Genomic DNA, 19,208 nt, shown 5'->3' with positions numbered 1-19,208 from the left:
CGAGTCCGCCCAGCGGCGAAGGGCACACCCGGAGGGCGTCCGGGGAAAACCACCCGCCGTCCACAGAAAGGCGCCCCATGTCGCTGATCAGCACGCTCGCGCGGCTGGACGCCGTACGGACCGGGCGGGCCCAGGCGCTGGCCACCGTCCGCCACCGGCACCTGTCCGAACGGCCCCTGGTGTTCGTACCGCTGACGACCGCGGGCGAGGCCGGTGCGCCGCTCGGGGCGCTCGTCGGGACCGACCGGGACGCGCCGCGGCTCCTCGCGGTGCCCCAGCCGCGCGACCGCGATCTGCGGTTCGCGTTCCTCGCGGAGCTGGCCGAGGCCGTCCTGCCGTACCTCGACGGGTACGCCGACGACGTCGAACCGGCCGAGCGGGGCGAGACCGATCCGGCGACCGGCAGGCGGGTCAAGGTCGAGGTCGAGCTGTGCAGGGACGCGCCGCAGCTGATCGTGCCGAGCCGGGCGGGCATCGAGTACGTACGGCTGCTCGGGCGGTCGATGCGTTTCCGGCGTACGGCCGAGCAAGCCGCCGAAGCGACGGACACGCCCTACCCGGCGCCCCCGCACATCCCGCTGCTCGGCCGCTGGCTGACGCACTACGGCGAGCGGGCCCGGGTGCCGGGGTCCTCGCTGCTCCTCGCGGCGACCGACCTGCTGGGCCGCCACTGGGCGACCGGGCAGTCCAGCCTGGAGGACCAGCATCTGGGTGCGCTGCTCGCCTGGATCGATCCGGACGGCGCGGCGGGCCAGTCCGGCGCCGAGGCCGCGCTGCGCGCGGAGCTGGAGCGGGACGGGCAGGGGCAGTTGGTGTGCCCGCCGGCCGGGCCCGCGACCGACCCGGCGTTCGACAACAAGCTGCTGGCACCCGCGATCGACCGCTACGACCGGGCCCGCAAGGCGCTCGCCGCCGCCGAGGACGGCCTCGCGGCGGACGCGCGCCTCGGTGAACTGGCCGCTGCCGAGCGGCACATCCGCGAGCTGCTCGCCGGGCAGGCGCTGCCCACCTGGAAGGCCGTGTGGCGCGGGCTCGACCTGCTGCGGGAGTTGCCGGAGGGAGCGCGGGCGGCGGACCGCTGGACGCGCGACCGCTGGTCGTACACCGGCCACCGCGACCGGGTGCGGGCCGGGGAGCCGCCGCAGCCCCGGCGCGACGACGCGGTGACCGCCGCGCAGAAGCTCGCTTCCCGCGAGAGCGCGCAGGCGCAGCTGGAGGCGCAGGAGGCGCTCGACGATCCGCTGGTGATGGCCGGGCGGCGGCTCGCGGGCGAGGCGTTCACCAGCGAGGTACTGGACGTGGAGATGACCATGAGCGAGGGCAGGCGGCCCAGCCCCCGCCCCCTGGTCACCGTCCGCACGGACGACGCCCCGCACCTGGGTGAGCGCACGAAGGTCTACCGCTCGCTGGACGGCAGGCCGCAGACGGCGGAGTTCGTGCGGTACGAGCAGGAGGCGGGCGTCCTGGTGCTGCGGGTGACCGACAAGATGGGCCGTGGCAAGGAGCCGGCGCCGGGGTCCGTGCCGGAGAAGGGCGAGCACGTCTGCTGGACGCTCTTCGAGCACGACCAGCGCGGCGGCCCCCAGCTGCCCGACCCGGAGGCGACGCCCTGGACCCACGGCGGCCCGCCGGGCGCGCGTGCCGAGCACCCCGACCCCGCGACCCCGGAGGACCTCCTGTGACCCGTCCCCCCTCCGCCGGGGCGCCGCGCTTCGACCCCGGCGCCGAGGCCGCCCGCGCGACCGCGGCGATCCTCCACGACACGCTGCACGGTGTGCACCGCGGTGTCGTCGTGGACTCGCCGCCCGGCGCGGGCAAGTCGACGCTCGTGGTGCGGGCGGCGCTCGAACTGGCCGCCGCCGGACGTCCGTTGATGGTGATCGCGCAGACCAACGCCCAGGTCGACGACCTGGTCCTGCGGCTCGCGGAGAAGGAGCCGGACCTCCCGGTCGGCCGTCTCCACAGCAACGACACCGACCCGTACGACAAGGCCCTCGACGACCTCGCGAACGTACGGAAGTCGGCGAAGGCCGCCGATCTCGCGGGGCTGGACGTCGTCATCTCGACGGCCGCGAAGTGGGCGCACGTGAAGACCACGGACCCGTGGACGCACGCGATCGTCGACGAGGCGTACCAGATGCGTTCGGACGCGCTGCTCGCCGTGGCCGGGCTCTTCGAGCGGGCGCTGTTCGTCGGCGACCCGGGCCAGCTGGACCCGTTCTCCGTGGTCGGCGCCGACCAGTGGGCGGGGCTCTCCTACGACCCGTCCGCCAGCGCGGTCTCGACCCTGCTCGCCCACAACCCCGAGCTGCCCCAGCACCGCCTGCCCGTGTCCTGGCGGCTCCCGGCCTCGGCCGCGCCGCTGGTCTCCGACGCGTTCTACCCGTACACGCCCTTCCGCAGCGGTACGGGCCACGGCGACCGGCGCCTGGCCTTCGGCGTCCCGTCCGACGGCTCGGGCCCCGACCGGGTGCTGGACGAGGCGGCCGCCTCGGGCTGGGGCCTGCTGGAACTCCCGGCCCGGCACACCCCGCGCACGGACCCCGAGGCGGTGCGGGCGGTGGCCCAGGTCGTACGCCGCCTCCTGGACCGGGGCGGCGCGGCGGTCAGCGAGCGCTCCCCCGACCCGGCCCCGCTGACGGCGGACCGGGTGGCGGTCGGCACGGCCCACCGCGACCAGGCGGCGGCGGTCCGGGCGGCACTGGCCGGCCTCGGCGTCACGGGCGTCGCGGTGGATACGGCGAACCGCCTCCAGGGCCGCGAGTTCGACGTGACGGTGGTGCTGCATCCGCTGTCGGGGCGGCCCGACGCGACGGCGTTCCACCTGGAGACGGGCCGCCTGTGCGTCCTGGCCTCGCGCCACCGGCACGCGTGCGTCGTGGTCTGCCGGGAGGGGGTCGCGGACCTGCTCGACGAGCACCCCTCGACGGAGCCGGTCCAGCTGGGCGTCACGGTCAAGTTCCCGGACGGCTGGGAGGCGAACCACGCGGTCCTGGCGCACCTGGCGGAGCACCGGGTCCGGTACCGGCCGTAGACCGCCCGGGGCGCGCTGAGGCGTACTTGCGCGGTCCGGGACAATGGACGGTGGCCATCGCGCACACGTGGCCCGAAGAGGGAAGGAAAACCCATGGCGGAACCCGAGCGCACCGAGCGGCGACTGCGCCCCGCGCCGCTGCTCTTCGAGCCTTCGGAGGCAGCCGCCGACCCCGAGCACTTCTTCGACCTGGAGTCGCTGGAGGACCCGGGCGAGCTGCTGGAACGTGCCACGGAACTGGCGCTGGCGTTCCGGACCGCGACCGACCGGGCCGTCGAGTTCCAGGCGATCGCCGCGGCTCAGCTCGCCGATCCCCAGCGCTTCGACCGGCTGACGGCGGCGGACATCGCGCGGCGCGCGGACTGGACCGAGGACTACGCCAAGAAGATGGTGGAGTTCGGCCGGGACCTGCTCCGCGGCCCGAAACTGCCGTAAAGCCGTAAGCCGCAGCGGTTTCGCTCTTCGGGCCGTCACAGACTCTTGGCATATGCGGGCCACAAGATACCGCCTGCCGGCCCTCCGTGTCCCGGTTTCCGCGAACCCGCGGGGACGGAGCAGCCGCTGTCGGTAGATGTAGGTGGCATGACCGCCCGCAAGCGAAACGACGTCTCCCCGTACGCGTACTCCGGCACTCCCGCCCATGTCACCAGCGCCGGCGCCGCCTGGCTCGCCTCCGCCGCCACGTATCCGCGCAGCACCCTCTCGCTGTGGGAGGTCCGCCCCGCCGATCCCGGCGTCCTGCCCTGCGGCTCCGTGTTCGACGTCGTGAGCGTCCCCGCGGTCTTCGGCCGCCGGATGCTGGACCGGTTGTGGGCGGACGGGCCGGGTTCGGGTCCGGTCGCCGTCCACCGCGGCCGCATGCTGCTCTTCACCGCCCCCGGCACCGCCCAGCGGCTCCCGTCGCTGCTCACCTGGGAGGAGTGGGGCCGTACGGGCAGTACCGCCGAGGAGGGCGGGGGGAGCGGGAAGGGCGCCGTGCCGTCGATCCTGTGTCACGGCCCGGGCGACGCCGTGACCGTCCCCCCGCTCAGCGCCCCGGCCACCGCCCCCGCCGGCGCGGGACCGCGCTGGCTGGTCGCCCCCGACGTCCGCCGCCCGTGGCTGCCGGGCGCCGAGGCGATGCTCTGGGCGTGTGTACGAGCGGCCCGCCCCGACCGGGGCACGGGGGCCCGGACATCGATTTTTCCTCCCGCCGATCAGGATGCTAAGGTCTACGACGTCAGCAGGCGCCGCTAGCTCAGTTGGTTAGAGCAGCTGACTCTTAATCAGCGGGTCCGGGGTTCGAGTCCCTGGCGGCGCACAGACGGGAAAGGCCCCTCGCGGAAGCGAGGGGCCTTTTCGCTGCCCGGAAGTCGCTCGCGCAGTCGCTGGCGATGCTGCCCGCCCGGTGCCCGCGCCGGGCCATCGGTGCCGGGCGGTCAGGCTCCCGGCGTGATCTGCACCGTCCACGCCCCGGACCGCGCGCGGTCCGCCACCTCCACCCTCGTCCCCTCCCCCGGCACCGTGAACGTCTCCCCCTCCCGCACCGGCGCGTCCGCCAGCGGCGGGTACACCGACCGGTCCCAGCACGCGTCGCTGTCCGGATGCGCGTCCACCACCTCGATCGGCCCGCCGCCCGAAGCCGGCCCGTTGCGCACCCGGTAGATCAGTACGCCTTCCGTGCACAGCGCCCGGTCGTTGCCGGACCCGCTCCGCGCTTCGATGGCCAGCACGCTGTCCTTCCCGGTGCGTACGACCGCGAGCCGCGTGCCGCCCGTCCCGCCCCGGGCCGGATCCGCCGTCAGCGGCTCCAGCGTGAGCCGGGTGGCGCCGGTCTCCGACACGCAGGCCACCTGCCGCGGGTCCAGCCAGCCCAGCTTCCACTTGTGCCAGCCGAAGAGTTCCGGCGCGAGCCCGAACTGGCTGCCCATGACGTCCCAGTCCCCCACGTACGTGTCCCAGTCGCCCTTGCCGTCCACCGGCCGGTGGTAGAGATCGGGCAGGTCGAAGACGTGGCCGGTCTCGTGGGCCAGCACATTGCGGTCCGGCGGGTACTGCTCGAAGACGGTGACGATGCGCTTGATGTCCCGGCCGTCGGCCCGCAGCGGCTTGTCGAAGTTGACGACCTTGGTCGCGTCGGAGTCCACGCCGGGCGCGTGCGGGTCGGCGACGAGATAGACGATGTCGTACTGCGTGAAGTCGACCCGGCCGTCGGCCGCGGCCACCGCGTCGCTCAGGTAGGACGTGCGGTGCCCGGCGTCCCAGTCGCGCTCTATGCCGTACGCCGTGGAGTCCCGCGGCATCTCGACCCACTCGCTCCGGGGGTGCGGCCGCAGGGTGAACTTCCCGTACGAGGCGTGCCGGAAGAAGTCGCTGGTGGCCGGGAAGTAGTCGGCGGCGATCTGGTCCGGGGTGAGCGTGGGCGCCGAGTCGGGAAAGGCCAGGAAGATCATGACCGCGTCGAGGCTGCGCAGGGGACGCGGGTAGGCCGGGTTCCAGCTGTCGAGGCCCAGCGAATGGTGCGCCGTGGTGCGCGCCAGCACGCAGGGGCCCTCGCTCCGCGCCGCCACGGCGGGGCCTGCGACGAGGGAGGTGGCGGCGAGCGCCGTGAGGGAGGTGAACACCGCGGCTGTACTGCGCAGGCGTTCGCGCCGGCACCGGCGGGACCGGTCGGCTCCCCCGGGTGCCTGCTGACGGATCACGTCGACCTCCGGGTGCGTAAGTACGGGACGCCCCACCCACATTGTTGCGTTTTTATGAGGTATGCCCTGTTCCACTACCCCACACGAGTGACAGGACCTTCCACGCCCCATCCGTAGCCCGACACCCCGGGAGACATCACGGAAAGTCACAAACGATCGCGGAGGAACACCACAAGGCACGCACGTGCAGAAACGATCGTTCGTGGACGTCAGGTGCGCCGCGTCACGGTGACGTAGCTGGATCGGCCGTCCCGGCAGCCTCTATGATCGGCACACTTTCCTGCACGGAATCCGCCCCGGGCGGTGGTTCTCCACCCCGCCGCCGACCCCGACGACACCTGGAAGCGATCAATGCCCTGCGGGAGCGAGCGGTGAGCGGAATCTTCGAAGGACCCGGTTCGGCCCCTCACACCATCCGGCCGCCGGTCACACAACGTAACGACTCCGGTCGTTCCGCGTCCGAGCTGCGCGACTACCGGGCGGCCTTCCACGCCGCGCACCTCGCCATGGCCGTCGTGAACCACGAGGGGCTCGTCGTCACCGCCAACCCCTCCCTCGCCGGACTGCTCGGCACGGACCCCGACCAGCTGCACGAGCAGGTCGCGGCAGACCTCCTGGACCTCGGCGCCGACGCCCGCAGCCTGCACGCCTACCGCGAGGTCCTCGCCGGCCGGCGCGCCCGCTTCCGCTGCACCCGCAGGCTCAAGCACTCCGACGGGCGGTCCCTGTGGGCCGAGGTCACCATGACGTCCGTACCGGGCAGCGGCACGGTGCTGCTCTCGGTCGCGGACGTCAGCGACCGGCGTGAGCTCCAGGCCAGGCTGCGCCACCTCCAGATGCACGACCCGGTGACCCGGCTCCCCAACCGCACGCTGTTCTTCGAGCGGCTCACGTCCGCGCTGGAGAATTCGGCGTACGACGACGGGGGCACGGGCCGGATCGGCGTCTGCTACCTCGACCTCGACGGCTTCAAGGCCGTCAACGACACCCTCGGCCACCGCATCGGCGACCGGCTGCTGACCGCCGTGGCCTCGCGGCTGACCCGGTGCGCCGAGCAGTACGGCTACGCCCGGACCGGCGGCCATCTGGTCGCGCGGCTCGGCGGTGACGAATTCGCGCTGCTCGTCGAGGACTCCACCGGCACGGAGCAGCTCGCCGACCTGGCCCAGGCCGTGCTGACCGCCCTCCAGCTCCCCTTCGACCTGGCCGGGCAGCGGCTGGCGGTGTCCGCGTCCATCGGGGTCGTGGAGCGGGCCGCGGCCGGGACTACGGCGACCGGTCTGATGCAGGCCGCGGACACGACGCTGTACTGGGCGAAGGCGGACGGCAAGGCCCGCTGGACGCTCTTCGACCCCGAGCGCAACGCCCACCGGATGACCCGCCAGGCCCTGTCCAGCACGCTGCGTCCGGCCGTCGAACGCGGCGAGTTCACGCTGGAGTACCAGCCGCTGGTGGACCTGGAGGGCGGCGGCGTACGGGGGGTGGAGGCGCTGGTCCGCTGGGAGCACCCGCAGTTCGGCACGCTGGCGCCGAATCGGTTCATCTCCATCGCGGAGGAGGACGGCTCGATCGTCCAGCTCGGCCGCTGGGTGCTGCGGACGGCCTGCCGCCAGGCCAGGCAGTGGCAGATCGAGCACCCCGGCACCCCGCCGATCTTCGTCAGCGTCAATGTCGCCGTTCGCCAGGTGTGGGACTCCGACCTGGTGGCCGACGTCGCCGGGATCCTCGCCGAGACGGGTCTCGCGCCGGACCTGCTGCAGCTGGAGCTGACCGAGTCCGCGGTGATGGGCTCGGCGGGACGGCCGCTCCAGGCGTTGCAGGCGCTGAGCGACATGGGTGTGCACATCGCGATCGACGACTTCGGGACCGGCTACTCGAACCTCGCGTACCTGAGCCGGCTGCCGGTCTCGGTGCTCAAGCTGGACGGGTCCTTCGTCCGCGGCTTCCAGGACGAGGCGCACGCGAACCCGGCCGACGAGACGATCGTCGAGGCCATGGTGCAGCTCGCGCACCGGCTGGGCCTCACCGTCACGGCCGAGTGCGTGGAGACGACCGGGCAGGCCGCGCGGCTGCGCAGGATCGGCTGCGACACGGGGCAGGGATGGCTGTACTCGCGGGCGGTGCGCCCGGAGCAGATCGCCGCGATGATCGCCGTCAGCCCGCAGCGGGTCTGACGGCGACCGCCGGGGCGTCGCGCCCTACGCGCGGGGCAGGCCGTACGCGTCCGCGATGAGTTCGTACGAGCGCAGGCGGGCGTCGCCGCCGTGGGCGTTGGCCGTGATCATCAGCTCGTCGGCGCCGGTGCGCTTGGCCAGGTCGTCGAGGCCGGTGCGGACCTCGTCCGGAGTGCCGTGGACGACGTTGCCGAGCCAGCTGTCGACGAACTCGCGCTCCATGGAGCTGAAGGGGTACGCCGCGGCCTCCTCCGGCGTCGGGATCAGCCCCGGACGGCCGGTGCGCAGGCGGACCATCGACAGGGCGCCGGTGAGGACCTGGCGGCGGGCCTCCTTCTCGTCGTCCGCCGCGAGGGCCGACACGCCGATCAGGGCGTACGGGGCGTCGAGGACGGCCGAGGGGCGGAACGACTCGCGGTAGAGGTCGAGCGCCGGGACGGTGTTCTGCGCCGAGAAGTGGTGGGCGAAGGCGAAGGGCAGGCCGAGCGTGGCGGCGAGGCGGGCACTGAAGCCGGAGGAGCCGAGCAGCCAGATCGGCGGGCGGGCGGAGGGGCCCTGGACGGGCCCCGGGACCGCGTGGATGCGGGCGTACGGGTGGCCGTCGGGGAAGTCGTCGTCGAGGAACCGGGTCAGCTCGGCGAGCTGCTGCGGGAAGTCGTCGGCGCCCTCGTTCAGCCGGTCACTGCGGCGCAGGGCCGCGGCCGTCGCACCGTCCGTACCGGGGGCGCGGCCCAGGCCGAGGTCGATGCGGCCGGGGGCGAAGGCTTCGAGCGTGCCGAACTGCTCGGCGATGACCAGCGGCGCGTGGTTGGGCAGCATGACACCGCCGGAGCCGAGGCGGATGCGGTCGGTGTGGGCGGCGATGTGGGCCAGGATCACGGCCGGGGAGGAGCTGGCGACGCCGGGCATGGAGTGGTGCTCGGCGACCCAGTAGCGGTGGAAGCCGCGCTTCTCGGCCTGGCGCGCGATGGCGACGCTGGTGCGCAGGGCCTCGGTGGCGGTGGTGCCGCTGCCCACCGTCGCCAGGTCGAGTACGGAAAGGGGTACCGGCGCGCCTGCGCTCGCCGTGCCTCGAATCGCGTCCACCGGTGTGTCCTCCTGAGTGCGGTACGTACAACAGAAGCACCAACAGGAGGGAGTCTCCGTTTATTCCCCGCACCCGGCTCCGCCCCTGGGATCGGCCTCGCTGCGAAGCGGGCGCGCAGCCCGCGTGGCGCAGGGCACTGACCACGAACTCGCCGAGGAGGAGTACGGCGGATACTGCGGGGGTGGCGGCGGAAATGCCGCTCGATGTGGTCGTTCATGGCTCATACGCAACTCGCCCTCCCCGCCGCCTCCTGGTCCGCGTTCCTCCCGTACGCGACGCACAGCTGAGGAACATGCCCGCAACCTCAGGCGGCTTGGACCGAGGCCGGCGCCGGCATTCCGACCGCCCCGTTCCTCTCGACGCGGCAGTCGCGGCACAGTTCCCCGCGCGCCTCGGACCGGAAGGCACGCTCGCAGCCGTCGCAGGTCTGGAGGGGGACGCGGGTGACAGGTGGCGGGGCGTAGAAGGAGCGGGCCGGCGCGAAGGCCGGGAGGGGTGGCGGCAGGAGCGCGGCCAGCCGGTGGGCAACGAACCCGGCGGGGTGGTGGATGGGCTCGTCGGGCAGACGTGTCAGCAGCGCGCGGCGTACGTCGGTGACGCCGAGGTCCCGCTCCAGCCAGGCGGCCACGGCGGGCACGAGCCGCTGGACGTCCCACTGGGCGAGCCTGAGCCGGGGGTCGAGGCTGCGGAGTCCCGCGAGGAGGTCGGCGGCGGTGCGGCGGATCTCGGGCGTGGGCTCGGAGCTGGGTGCGGGAAGCGGCAGCCGGGGCTTCACGGTTGCCGTAGGCACGTCCACAGTGCTCGACGGAGCCACGGCCTCCGGCTCGGACGGCGGTACGTCCGCCGCCACCTCCACTGCCACCGGGCTCGGGACCTCGGGCTCACCGACGAGGTCCGCGAAGGCGGCTCGCACACCGGCCGCCGGGTTGTCGTAGAAGACCGTGCGGGTCACGACCTTCCCGCAGGCGGTCCGTTCCCTGGAGCGCACCAGATAGCCGTACGCCCCCAACTCCCGCAGCGCGGAGGCGATCCGCCCCTCGCCCTCGGCGAACTTCTTCGCCAGCTCCTTGATACCGATCCGGGCCCCGTCGGGCAGCGACTGGATGTGCGCGGCGAGGCCGATCGCGGTCAGTGACAGGTCGGGGTGCTGGGTGAGGTGGTTGCCGAGCACGGTGAAGCGTTCCGTGTGCCGGAACTTGATGTGCCGGACACCGGCGGCGGAACCGCCGGACCGGGAGCGCGCGGGCGCGCTAAGGTTCTTCTCAGCCATGGGGAAGGGTTTGCTTCCTGCGTGGTGAGGCCCCGGTCGGGATGCCAGTCCCGGCCAGGGGCCGTCAGAGTCTGTGGAGTTGTCTGCTGCGGCAGCACACTAGCCCGCCAACTCCCGCACATCACACCGGGATTCGCTCAACCACCCGTGTGGGTGATGAAAGCCGGGGTGGGGTGGGAAGGATTCCTTTCTCTCAAGTTGTTAAGTTTTTTGCGTCGCGGACGACCGGGTCGCGGTCCACCGGGTCGCGGCAGCCACGATCCGGCCGAAGCGGGCATTTCACAGCGCAAGCCGTGCGGCCTGCTCCCGAAGTCCCCGGGCCTCGGCGACGCTCTCGTACCGCCCGAGGCGGGCATGCATGTCCTGGGCGGCATCGTGGACCTTGACCGACTTGATCCCCTCCGCGCAGTCCACGAACTCGCCCCAGGTGGCGAAGGCGGCGTCCGGGTCGCCCCGGCGGAGCTGGACCTGGCCGAGGTCGGCCAGCACGATCGCGCGACTGCGGCGGCGGCCGAGGCCGTGGATTTCGAGAGCCTGGCGCAGGTGCTCGGCCCCCGGGAGCGAAAACACCGGCCAGGCCGACGCATCCCCCGGGGTGTCCTTACCCGACACCGTCGTTTCGAGGAGGCACCGTGCACGACCGCACCTCTCCCCTCTCCCAGCTCTCCGGCCGCACCGTCCTGATCACTGGCGGAGGCGGCCTCATCGGCAGCCGCATCGCCAAACGGCTGCGGGAACTGAGGGCCCGCCCCATCAGTCTGTGCACGCTGGACGCCTACCCGTCCTTTGTCTACAAGGAGCTGTTCGGAGTCGACCCCACCGACCCCACCGACCTCGACGTCATCGTCGGCGACGTACGGGACACGGAGATGATCGGCCGGATCCTGCCCGAGTGCGACTACGTCGTCCATGCCGCCGCCCTGGCAGACGTCGCCGCCTGCACCCGCAACCCGCTCGCGGCGATCCAGACGAACATCATCGGCACACAGGTGCTGCTGGACGCCGTGGCCGCAACCGACCGCATCCAGCGCTTCGCCCACGTTTCCTCGGCCAGTGTCTACGGCAACGGGAACCCCGATGAGACGCACAACGCGGACCTTTGTCGGCAGGTGTCACCGTCGCCGCGATCAACTCGTGCCAGGACATGCGCGCCCCGGACCGAGAAGTCGTCGTGCGGGTCCCGGGCGGGCTCTACCGTTGCGGTACGACGCAGTTCGGCGCACTGATCGGGGACGGCGTGCAGACAGGCAACGCCATCAGCCTTGGTCCAGGCGTGGTCGTCGGCCGCAACTGCCGGATCTCCAGCGGTGTCACTCCGGCCGGCCGGACCGTCGCCACCCGAAGCGTCGTCAGTGCCCCGCACACCGCCGACACCCACGTACGGCAACGATCAGCCCGGTCGCCGCACCGGTGAGGCCCCTGCGGTGTGCCGGCCGGGCCCGAGCCGGTCAGGCCCGGCGGAAGCCCAGGGTCTGCCCGCCGAGCCAGGGGCTTCGGGGGTTCGGGGGTTCCAGCGGCTGGAACTGACCGGCATACCTTGTCTGGAGCGGGGTAGCGGCGCGCCCATGGCTTCACCACCGGGGAATGACTCAGGCAGTACGGCAAGACGCCCGATACGCAGGCGTTCGCTCCTGTTCGGCACGGCCGCGCTGGGCGCCGCAGGGGCGCTCGGCGCGGCAGGGTGCAGCAAGGTTCCGTCCGGCGACACGCTCGCCCGGCTCAGGTCCCAGGGCACCGTCCGGCTCGGGATCGCGGGCGAGGCCCCGTACGGATACATCGACGAGCAGGGCGCGTTCACCGGCGAGGCGGTGGAGCTGGCGAAGGTGATCTTCAAGCGGCTCGGCGTACCCGGCGTACAGCCCTCGCCGACCGATTTCTCCTCACTGATACCCGGCCTCAACTCCCAGCAGTTCGACGTGGTCTCCGCCGGGATGTACATCAACAAGGACCGCTGCGCGCAGGTCGTCTTCGCCGACCCCGAGTACCAGATGCTCGACTCGTTCATCGTCCGCAAGGGCAACCCGAAGAACCTCCACTCCTACGCGGACGTGGTGAGGGCCGGGGCGAAACTCGCCACCGGCACCGGGTACGCCGAGATCGACTACGCGGTCGCCGCGGGCATCCCGCGCAAGGAGATCGACATCCTCCAGGACCCGGTCGCGGGCCTGGACGCCGTCGAGTCCGGACGCGTCGACGTCTTCGCGGGCACCGCCCTCACCGGCCGGGGCGTGGTGAAGAAGAGCACGAAGGCCGAGGCGACGAAGCCCTTCGCGCCCGTCGTGGACGGCAAGAAGAAGATCGACGGCGGTGGTTTCGCCTTCCGGCCGACCGACACCGGGCTCCGCGACGCCTTCAACCGGGAGATCCACAAGATGAAGAAGAGCGGCGAGCTCTTGCGGATCCTGCGGCCGTTCGGCTTCACCGAGTCGGAGATGACCACGATGACCGCAGAGGAGCTGTGCGCATGACAGCCGGACTGTGGACCAACTGGGTCCTCCCTGGCATCTGGATCACCCTCCAGCTCACGGTGTACAGCGCCGCCCTGGCCGCCGTCATGGCGTTCGGCATCGGCATGGCCCGCACCCACCGCTCGCGCCTCGTCCGCTTCCTGGCGGGCTTCTACACCGAGGTCTTCCGCGGCACGTCCGCGCTGGTGCTGATGTTCTGGCTGTTCTTCGTGATGCCGGTCCTCTTCGGCTGGGCACTCGTCCCGATGTGGTCGGCCGTCCTGGCGCTGGGACTCTCGTACGGGGCGTACGGCGCCGAGGTTGTGCGCGGCGCGCTGAACTCGGTGGCCCCGGCCCAGCGCGAGGCCGGGATCGCGCTCAGCTTCACCCCCTGGCAGCGGATGCGGCTGATCATGCTGCCGCAGGCGGTGCCCGAGATGATCCCGTCCTTCAGCAACCTGCTGATCGAGCTGCTCAAGAGCACGGCGCTGGTGTCGCTGCTCGGCATGGCCGACACGTCGTTCTCCGCCTATCTGGTGCGCCTGGCCACCCAGGAGAGCGCCGAGATCTACTCGGTGACCCTGGTGATCTACTTCGTGCTCGCCTTCGTCCTCACCCGGGGCATGCGCGCGCTGGAGCGCAGGTCGAAGGCCGGTATCGGCATCGCCGCACCCGCCTCCGCCGCCGGAGGCGCGCGATGAACCACTGGGACTGGTCCGCGGTCGCGGACTTCATGCCGGCGTTGTGGGACGGCGTGCTCGTCACGCTCCAGGTGCTGGCGCTCGGCTCGCTGATCTCGTTCACGCTCGGCCTGGTCTGGGCGATCGGCTACCGGGGGCCGCGCTGGGTCCGCTGGCCGGTGAACATCGTCACCGAGTTCATCCGCAACACCCCGCTGCTGGTGCAGCTCTTCTTTTTCTTCTTCGTCCTGCCGGAGTGGGGCGTGCAGGCATCGGCGCTGGTCACCGGCACGCTCGCGATCGGGCTGCACTACTCGACGTACACCGCGCAGGTCTACCGGGCCGGCATCGACGCCGTACCGGCCGGCCAGTGGGAGGCGGCCACGGCGCTGAGCCTGCCGGTCTCCCGCACCTGGTTCGCGGTGATCCTGCCGCAGGCGATCCGCCGGATCGTGCCCGCGCTCGGCAACTACGTGATCTCCATGCTGAAGGACACCCCGCTGCTCGCCGCCATCGGCGTCATGGAGATGCTCCAGCAGTGGCGGCTGGCCGGCGCGCAGACCTTCCAGTACGCCGAGCCGCTGACCGTCGTCGGCGTCGCCTTCATCCTCATCGCCTACCCGGCTTCCCTTCTCCTGCGAGCCCTGGAGCGCCGTCTTGTCCGCTGACCCGGTCCCCCACGAACTGATCCGCTTCGACAACGTCACCAAGCGGTTCGGCGACACCACCGTCCTGGACAACCTCTGCTTCTCGGTCGAGACGGGGAAGCACGTGACCCTGATCGGCCCCTCCGGTTCCGGCAAGACCACGATCCTGCGGCTGCTGATGACCCTGGTGAAGCCCGACGAGGGCGTGATCCGGGTGAACGGCGGGCAGCTCTTCCCGGCGGGCGAGAAGGAGGTCCGGGAGGTGCGCAAGAACATCGGCATGGTGTTCCAGCAGTTCAACCTCTTCCCCAACATGAGCGTCCTGCGCAATGTCACCGAGGCGCCCGTGCGGGTCCTGGGCCTGTCGAAGGACGAGGCCGCCGAGCGCGCCAAGGGCCTGCTCGACCTGGTCGGGCTCAGCGACAAGCAGGACGCCAAGCCGGCCCAGCTCTCCGGCGGCCAGCAGCAGCGGGTCGCCATCGCGCGGGCCCTCGCCATGCGCCCGCAGGTGCTGCTGCTGGACGAGGTGACGTCGGCGCTCGACCCGGAGCTGGTGGCGGGCGTGCTCGACGTACTGCGCGACATCGCCCGTACGACCGACATCACCATGCTCTGCGTCACGCACGAGATGAACTTCGCGCGGGACATCTCCGACGACGTCCTGATGTTCGACGCGGGCCGGGTGATCGAGTCCGGTTCTCCGGAGAAGATCTTCAGCGATCCGGAGCACGAACGTACGCGCGAGTTCCTCGGCGCGGTGCTCTGACCTCTCCGTCCGTCCGGGGGACTTGACTCCGGCATATGCCATGGTGGCGCGTCCCAGCTTACGGGCCTGGTGCGCGCCACCCATCTTGTCAACCCCTCCCCCGCAAAGGGCTCTTGGCGGCTATCGTGGAACAGATGCAAGCGGTCACAACCTGGTAGGGGGAACCGTGGCACTGAAGCCGGAGCCGACCGCACCGTTCCACTCGGTGCAGTACGCCCTGCGTGTGCTGGAGACGGTCTCCAGGCACGGGAGCGGTGTGACCGATGTGCAGATCGCCCGCGAGACCGGACTCCCGACCGCCCATCTGGCCTCCTTGCTGCTGATGCTGCGCCGCGAGGGGTACGTCGAACAGGTGGCGGACGGCGCCTATGCCGTCGGCGACTCGCTCGTGCTCCTCGGTTCCGGGTCCACCCGGCGCGAGGCGCTCCGGGCCAAGCTGCGCCACCACCTCGACCAGCTGCGCGACTCGGTGGGCGCGGCGATCTACATAAGCCGTTACATCGACGGCGAGATCAAGATCGTGCAGGTCGCCGAGGGGCCGCGCACGCCCAAGGTCAACGAATGGTTCGACTTCAGGTCCGCGGGCCACGCGAGCGCGATCGGCAAGTGCCTGCTGACCCAGCTCGACCAGAACGGGCGCCGGGACCACGTCTCCCGCCACAAGACCGCCCGGCTCACCTCCAGGACGATCACCAGCGAGCGGGTCCTCTTCTCGCAGCTGGACAGTCAGCCGCCCACGGTGCCGGTCCTGGACCTCCAGGAGTACGCGGTGGGCACGGTCTGCGCGGCCGTGCCGCTCACGGCCGGTTCCTCGGTGGGCTGCCTCGCCCTGTCCCTGCCGCTGGAGCACGCCCACCGCCTGCGCTCCGCGGCGGACACCCTGAACCGCAGGGCCGCGCCGGTGGTGCTGTCGCTGGCGCTGTGACCGGGGCGGTCCGGGGGCGGCCCCGGGCCGGTTCGTGGCACCCCTTCGGACCAGGTACTATTTACGAGTCAAGCGCCGCTAGCTCAGTTGGTTAGAGCAGCTGACTCTTAATCAGCGGGTCCGGGGTTCGAGTCCCTGGCGGCGCACAGACGGAAAGACCCCCGCGAAAGCGGGGGTCTTTTTCGTGTCCCGTCCGTTTCCCGGCGCCTCAGCAGCAGCCGTCGTGGCGCATCTGGGCGCCGGCCGCCGCCCAGTCGCCGGACGCGGCAGCGGTCGTACGGTCTGCTGTCCTGGCGTACGTACGCTCCAGGGCCGCCCGCTCATGGACCCGGCCGGCGATCAGCACCCGGTCCGTCCTCACCAGGTCGTCGAAGTCGGTGAAGGGATCGCCGTCGACGATCGTCAGGTCCGCGAGCCTGCCCGGTTCGACCGTGCCGAGGTCCTGCTCCGCGCCGAAGATCTTCGCCGGGACAGCGGTCACCGTGAGCAGCGCCTCGGCCGGGGTGAAACCGTGGCGCGCCAGGGCGCGCAGGCCGAGGTGGAGGAAGAGGCCGACCGGGGTGATCGGCGAGTCCGTGCCGAGGGCGACCCGGCCGCCGCCCTTGATCACGGTGCGTACGGTTGCCATCTCGCGGCGCAGGGCGAGCCGCTCGCTGTCGGCCGGTGTCCGTGCGGCCGAGGCGCGGACCGCCCGGGCGTCCCACGGCGGCATCATCGCGGTCACCCGGGGGTCGTCGGCGAGTTCCGGGGTGTCGGCGATCAGGTGGCCCGCGGTGAAGGGGGTCTCGACGAGGTGCAGGCCGCCGCGCGTGTAGTTCTCGACGGTGTCCTGGTGGGTGACGCCCCCGGCGGTCGCGCCGTGTCCGTGGTCGGCGCGTTCGGTGGCGACGAGGTGGGTGGTCAGGTCCTGGCCGGTCTGGACGCCCTGCGAGCAGAGGTGGGAGCCGGACAGTACGCCGAGCCGTTCGTGGCCGAAGCGGGCGGCCTCCTCCATCACCCAGGCCGGGGCGCGGACGTACGTCTTCACGAAGTCCCAGCCCAGGGCCTCGCCCCGGGCCAGTGAGCGGCGCAGTCCCGCGCGGGTGGTGTGCGCGCGGCCCATGCTGTACGCCACGCGGGAGCCGTCGAGGAGTTCACCGGTGGTGAGCAGGCGGGGCCCGGTGAGGCGGCCGGAGGTGAGGTCTTCGCGGAGGCGGGCCTGTTCGTGGCTGAAACCGGCGAGGGAGACGGTGGTCGTGATGCCGTACGCCAGGTTCAGTGCCGTCTGGCGGGCGCCGTACGTGTACGGCCAGGGGTGGGTGTGCGTGTCCCACAGGCCGGGCAGCACGGTACGGGCGGAGGCGTCGACGCGGCGGGAGGTGCGGCGGCCGGGGCGGTGGGGTTCGACGGCGGTGATCCGGCCGGCGCGGACGAGGATGTCGACGTCCTCGCGGAACGCGTCGCCGCCGTCCGCCGTCCCGTCCCAGAGGCGGCCCGCGTGGACCACCGTGTCCACGGGCGCCCGGCGGCGGTAGGTGAGGCGGACCGGGACGGTGCGGGGGCTGCCGCCGTCGAGCGGGCGCAGGCGCAGGCGGGCGCCGGAGAGGTAGAGGAGCGCGCGGGAGTCGGCGGACCAGGAGGGGTGGTCGGCGGGCTCGTCGTCGGCGGTGACCCGGCGGGGCTCTCCGTCGGGGGTGCCGTCCGGGCGGACCGGGAGCAGCCAGAGGGCCGACTCGCTGACGCAGGCCATGGTCCGGCCGTCGGGGGACCAGACGGGCCCGGAGGCGTACCGGTCGGAGAGCGAGACGTGCGGGGCCAGGGCGTGGAGGCGGGAGGCGCCGGTGGTGGTGTCGACGACGCGGATGAGGTTGTAGCCCTCGCGGTGGCGGAGGTTGAGGCGGTTGCGGTCGCAGTACGCGAGGTAGCGGCCGTCCGGCGAGAAGCTGGGGCGGCCGGGGAGTCCGCCGCCGCCGAGCGGGGACGCGAGGGTGCGCTCGGCGCCGGTGGCGAGGTCGCGGACGATCAGCTTCCCGGCCAGGTCGAGGGCGGCCAGGCGCTTGCCGTCCGGGGAGAGCGCGGCGTGGACGCGGCCGGGTCCGGTGACCGCCGTGTCCTCGCCGGTGGTCAGGTCGTGGCGGCGTACGGCGTTGAGTCCGGCGCGGTCGTCGACGTACAGCAGCGCCGTGCCGTCCGGGGTCCAGACAGGGCCCTGGAGGTAGGTGGTGGGGGCGGCCCGGACCAGTCTGCGCGGGGCGGCCGGGGTTCCCGAAACGGGTGCGGTCCAGAGGGCGTTGAGGGCGGCGAAGGCGACGGACCGGCCGTCCGGGGAGAGCGCGGGGAGGTGGACGCCGCGCACGGGGCGGGCGCGGTCCGGCTCGAAGTCGTACGGCTTGGTCCGGTACCGGGGGCGTACGACGGGCAGCGTCGCCGCGAACGGGACGGTGTCGGCGGGGGCGTCGCGGTGCGGGCGCAGGATCCGGAACCGGCCGTCGACGGTGAGCAGCAGCCGTTCGTCGTCCAGCCAGCGGGGCGGGGCGGTGGCGATCTCGCCGTCGACGGCGGCGGGTTCGCCGTCCACGACGAGGGTGACCTGCTCGTAGCGGCCGGGCGCGGGGGCGAGCGTGCGCAGCCAGGCGCGGCGGCCGGCCGGGGAGAGGGCGGGGGTCAGCAGATTGCCGGGGCCGGGGTCGGTGTGCTCGACGGTGACGGGGCCTTCGCCGGTGGCCGGGACGGCGGCGAGGGTGCGGGACGTGAGGGCGGCGGCGGCCGCGTCGAAGGTGCCCCGGACGAAGACGATCCTGGTTCCGTCCGGCGACCAGACGGGGTCGAAGTCCTCCCAGGGGGCGTCCTGGCCCGGTCCCTCCTGGCCGGGCAGGCCGGTGTGCCGGGTGAGTCTTCCGGTGCGTACGTCGACGGACCAGATCCGGTACGGGCTGCCCTCGACCGGGTCGCCGCCGCGCTCGGAGGAGAAGGCGATGCGGGAGCCGTCCGGGGACCAGGCGGGCGCCCGGTCGTCCCACGGGCCTTCGGTGAGGCGGCGCGGGCCCGAACCGTCCCTGGCCATGACCCAGAGGTGGAACTGGCCGCCCTTGAAGCACGCCGCCGCGATGTGTCGCCCGTCCGGCGAGCAGACGGGCCGGTTCGGCTCCAGGTCGGGCGGGGTGAGGGCGGTGGCGGGGGAGCCGTCGCGCGGAATCGCCCAGAGGATGTTCTGCACCTCGGCGACAAACGCGCCGCCGGGGCCGGCCGGGGCGGCCGCGCCGTTGGTGACGGCGGTGAAGCGCAGGCCGGTGCGGGCGGGCGGCGCGGCCGCCGCCTCACCGGGGGCCGCGCCCGCGGTCAGGCCCCCGGCCGCCCCCGCCACGGCGGTCCCGGCGGCGGACTGGAGGAACCGCCTGCGCGGCATCGGCATCGGCATGGACGGCACAACTGCCCCCTGGGACTCGTAAGTCGTGGTCCTTCCCACTACTGCCGCACCGCACGCCCCGTGTCACGCGGACGGGCCGACGGACGGTGTG

At 72.6% G+C, this 19,208-nt stretch carries 16 protein-coding genes and 2 tRNA genes; 13 read left to right on the top strand and 5 right to left on the bottom strand.

What is annotated here, in order from left to right; all coding sequences use genetic code 11:
- Positions 1-77: 77 nt before the first annotated feature.
- From ACWDZ4_RS18975 to ACWDZ4_RS18955, 5 genes are all read left to right on the top strand, one after another.
- Positions 78-1,682, top strand: a complete 1,605-nt coding sequence (locus ACWDZ4_RS18975) for a hypothetical protein (RefSeq protein WP_451509538.1) — start codon at positions 78-80, stop codon at positions 1,680-1,682.
- Positions 1,679-3,034, top strand: coding sequence for an AAA domain-containing protein (locus ACWDZ4_RS18970; RefSeq protein WP_451509537.1), 1,356 nt, complete (start codon positions 1,679-1,681; stop codon positions 3,032-3,034). The genes ACWDZ4_RS18975 and ACWDZ4_RS18970 overlap by 4 nt, the downstream gene beginning before the upstream one ends.
- 93 nt (positions 3,035-3,127) lie before the next feature.
- Positions 3,128-3,469 (top strand): hypothetical protein, encoded by a 342-nt coding sequence (locus ACWDZ4_RS18965; RefSeq protein ID WP_451509536.1) that lies wholly within the window; start codon positions 3,128-3,130, stop codon positions 3,467-3,469.
- A 147-nt stretch (positions 3,470-3,616) separates the two neighbouring features.
- Complete coding sequence (locus tag ACWDZ4_RS18960; protein WP_451509535.1) at positions 3,617-4,270, top strand: hypothetical protein; 654 nt, start codon at positions 3,617-3,619, stop codon at positions 4,268-4,270.
- Positions 4,261-4,334, top strand: a tRNA-Lys gene (locus ACWDZ4_RS18955). The genes ACWDZ4_RS18960 and ACWDZ4_RS18955 overlap by 10 nt, the downstream gene beginning before the upstream one ends.
- 118 nt (positions 4,335-4,452) lie before the next feature.
- Here the strand turns inward: ACWDZ4_RS18955 and ACWDZ4_RS18950 are convergent.
- Positions 4,453-5,757: a M6 family metalloprotease domain-containing protein gene (locus ACWDZ4_RS18950; protein WP_451509534.1), complete on the bottom strand. Its 1,305-nt coding sequence runs from the start codon at positions 5,755-5,757 to the stop codon at positions 4,453-4,455.
- 329 nt (positions 5,758-6,086) lie between these two features.
- On the opposite strand from ACWDZ4_RS18950, the gene ACWDZ4_RS18945 reads away from it, so the two are divergent.
- Positions 6,087-7,889 carry a putative bifunctional diguanylate cyclase/phosphodiesterase gene (locus ACWDZ4_RS18945; RefSeq protein ID WP_451509533.1) on the top strand — a complete coding sequence of 601 codons (1,803 nt, stop codon included), beginning with the start codon at positions 6,087-6,089 and terminating at the stop codon, positions 7,887-7,889.
- A gap of 24 nt (positions 7,890-7,913) precedes the next feature.
- Here the strand turns inward: ACWDZ4_RS18945 and ACWDZ4_RS18940 are convergent, their stop codons facing one another.
- The 3 genes from ACWDZ4_RS18940 to ACWDZ4_RS18930 form a co-directional block, all read right to left on the bottom strand.
- Positions 7,914-8,975 (bottom strand): LLM class flavin-dependent oxidoreductase, encoded by a 1,062-nt coding sequence (locus tag ACWDZ4_RS18940; protein ID WP_451509532.1) that lies wholly within the window; start codon positions 8,973-8,975, stop codon positions 7,914-7,916.
- 305 nt (positions 8,976-9,280) lie between these two features.
- Positions 9,281-10,246, bottom strand: a complete 966-nt coding sequence (locus ACWDZ4_RS18935) for a helix-turn-helix domain-containing protein (protein ID WP_451509531.1) — start codon at positions 10,244-10,246, stop codon at positions 9,281-9,283.
- A gap of 279 nt (positions 10,247-10,525) precedes the next feature.
- Entirely contained in the window at positions 10,526-10,816 is a 291-nt protein-coding gene (locus ACWDZ4_RS18930; protein ID WP_451509530.1) for a hypothetical protein, read from the bottom strand.
- A gap of 62 nt (positions 10,817-10,878) precedes the next feature.
- Between ACWDZ4_RS18930 and ACWDZ4_RS18925 the strand changes: the two genes are divergently transcribed.
- From ACWDZ4_RS18925 to ACWDZ4_RS18895, 7 genes are all read left to right on the top strand, one after another.
- Positions 10,879-11,472 carry an NAD-dependent epimerase/dehydratase family protein gene (locus ACWDZ4_RS18925; RefSeq protein ID WP_451509529.1) on the top strand — a complete coding sequence of 198 codons (594 nt, stop codon included), beginning with the start codon at positions 10,879-10,881 and terminating at the stop codon, positions 11,470-11,472.
- A 339-nt stretch (positions 11,473-11,811) separates the two neighbouring features.
- Complete coding sequence (ehuB, locus tag ACWDZ4_RS18920) at positions 11,812-12,714, top strand: ectoine/hydroxyectoine ABC transporter substrate-binding protein EhuB (protein WP_451509528.1); 903 nt, start codon at positions 11,812-11,814, stop codon at positions 12,712-12,714.
- Positions 12,711-13,394, top strand: a complete 684-nt coding sequence (ehuC, locus tag ACWDZ4_RS18915; RefSeq protein WP_451509527.1) for an ectoine/hydroxyectoine ABC transporter permease subunit EhuC — start codon at positions 12,711-12,713, stop codon at positions 13,392-13,394. Before ehuB ends, ehuC begins: the two co-directional genes overlap by 4 nt.
- Positions 13,391-14,041, top strand: coding sequence for an ectoine/hydroxyectoine ABC transporter permease subunit EhuD (gene ehuD, locus ACWDZ4_RS18910; protein WP_451509526.1), 651 nt, complete (start codon positions 13,391-13,393; stop codon positions 14,039-14,041). The genes ehuC and ehuD overlap by 4 nt, the downstream gene beginning before the upstream one ends.
- Positions 14,031-14,786: an ectoine/hydroxyectoine ABC transporter ATP-binding protein EhuA gene (ehuA, locus tag ACWDZ4_RS18905; protein WP_451509525.1), complete on the top strand. Its 756-nt coding sequence runs from the start codon at positions 14,031-14,033 to the stop codon at positions 14,784-14,786. Before ehuD ends, ehuA begins: the two co-directional genes overlap by 11 nt.
- Before the next feature lie 166 nt (positions 14,787-14,952).
- Positions 14,953-15,711, top strand: a complete 759-nt coding sequence (locus ACWDZ4_RS18900; RefSeq protein ID WP_451509524.1) for an IclR family transcriptional regulator — start codon at positions 14,953-14,955, stop codon at positions 15,709-15,711.
- Between the two features lie 72 nt (positions 15,712-15,783).
- Positions 15,784-15,857: transfer RNA gene (locus tag ACWDZ4_RS18895), tRNA-Lys, on the top strand.
- 62 nt (positions 15,858-15,919) lie between these two features.
- Here the strand turns inward: ACWDZ4_RS18895 and ACWDZ4_RS18890 are convergent.
- Complete coding sequence (locus tag ACWDZ4_RS18890; RefSeq protein WP_451509523.1) at positions 15,920-19,108, bottom strand: amidohydrolase family protein; 3,189 nt, start codon at positions 19,106-19,108, stop codon at positions 15,920-15,922.
- Between the last annotated feature and the right edge of the window lie 100 nt (positions 19,109-19,208).

The organism is Streptomyces sp. NPDC003016 (genome assembly GCF_053591455.1).
Note: the sequence above shows the minus strand (reverse complement) of the source record. Positions and strands in the feature narration are given on the sequence as shown.

What these genes read in the sequence shown, in the direction of transcription:
- ACWDZ4_RS18975 (WP_451509538.1), top strand. Translation starts at nt 78, where the DNA reads ATGTCGCTGATCAGCACGCTCGCGCGGCTGGACGCCGTACGGACCGGG.
- ACWDZ4_RS18965 (WP_451509536.1), top strand. Translation starts at nt 3,128, where the DNA reads ATGGCGGAACCCGAGCGCACCGAGCGGCGACTGCGCCCCGCGCCGCTG.
- ACWDZ4_RS18960 (WP_451509535.1), top strand. Translation starts at nt 3,617, where the DNA reads ATGACCGCCCGCAAGCGAAACGACGTCTCCCCGTACGCGTACTCCGGC.
- ACWDZ4_RS18950 (WP_451509534.1), bottom strand. Translation starts at nt 5,757, where the DNA reads ATGTGGGTGGGGCGTCCCGTACTTACGCACCCGGAGGTCGACGTGATC.
- ACWDZ4_RS18935 (WP_451509531.1), bottom strand. Translation starts at nt 10,246, where the DNA reads ATGGCTGAGAAGAACCTTAGCGCGCCCGCGCGCTCCCGGTCCGGCGGT.
- ehuB (WP_451509528.1), top strand. Translation starts at nt 11,812, where the DNA reads ATGGCTTCACCACCGGGGAATGACTCAGGCAGTACGGCAAGACGCCCG.
- ehuC (WP_451509527.1), top strand. Translation starts at nt 12,711, where the DNA reads ATGACAGCCGGACTGTGGACCAACTGGGTCCTCCCTGGCATCTGGATC.
- ehuD (WP_451509526.1), top strand. Translation starts at nt 13,391, where the DNA reads ATGAACCACTGGGACTGGTCCGCGGTCGCGGACTTCATGCCGGCGTTG.
- ACWDZ4_RS18890 (WP_451509523.1), bottom strand. Translation starts at nt 19,108, where the DNA reads ATGCCGATGCCGATGCCGCGCAGGCGGTTCCTCCAGTCCGCCGCCGGG.